Source organism: Arcobacter sp. (genome assembly GCF_050300555.1).
GTDB lineage: Bacteria > Campylobacterota > Campylobacteria > Campylobacterales > Arcobacteraceae > Arcobacter.
On sequence record NZ_JBNKXY010000173.1, the window covers coordinates 1 to 658 of the forward strand.

Consider the following 658-nt stretch of genomic DNA (forward strand, 5'->3'; position numbering starts at 1 on the left):
TGTAATAATAAAGTTGCTCAAAATATGAGTGACTTGATTGATATATCCACAAAGTTGATGACGGCTTTGATTCAAGGGAGAAGGGATGATGAGACCATGGCTCCTCATATTGATCATTCTAAATATTCTCAATTGTATCCAAATACGCCAGCTGATAATTATCTAAAAACATCTAGTATTCGATTTGGTTCTGCTCAATTTGAGGAAAATATGAGTAAAGGAGTCGACCAAATATTCACTAATGTTGGCCTATCATCAAAGCTCAGTTTTGGAAGTATTCACATGTTCAAGAAAAGAGAAGAAAAGATGAAAAAAAATATATCCGGATTGGTTCTATAATTGTGATGATTGAAGATGAAGGTTAGCTAATGAATGAAGTGATTAGCATCTTGCCGGAATATTATATTGATTCATGCATGTGCCTGACCTGAAGTCAAGTTTTGTTCGCTCGGCGTGCACTTGAGTCCTAATCTTATTCAGCTTGGGTAATTAGCACTGGTTCCGCATTATTTTTCTTTTTCCTGGACGTGACTTTAGACCTGTTAAGTCGGACTCCATGTTAGGTACGATTAACCAAGTCAGAGTCGGTTGGACCCTGGTGCCTGCGCTGACCTATTATGGACCACGTCCCTTGTACCAGGAGATTAGGTTTTGATTA

General features: G+C 38.1%; 1 protein-coding gene. It reads left to right on the forward strand.

Annotated features, from left to right (window positions below; all coding sequences use genetic code 11):
• A partial coding sequence (locus ACQY5W_RS13220) for a hypothetical protein (RefSeq protein ID WP_428025441.1) occupies nucleotides 1-339 on the forward strand: 339 nt, incomplete at its 5' end.
• Between the last annotated feature and the right edge of the window lie 319 nt (nucleotides 340-658).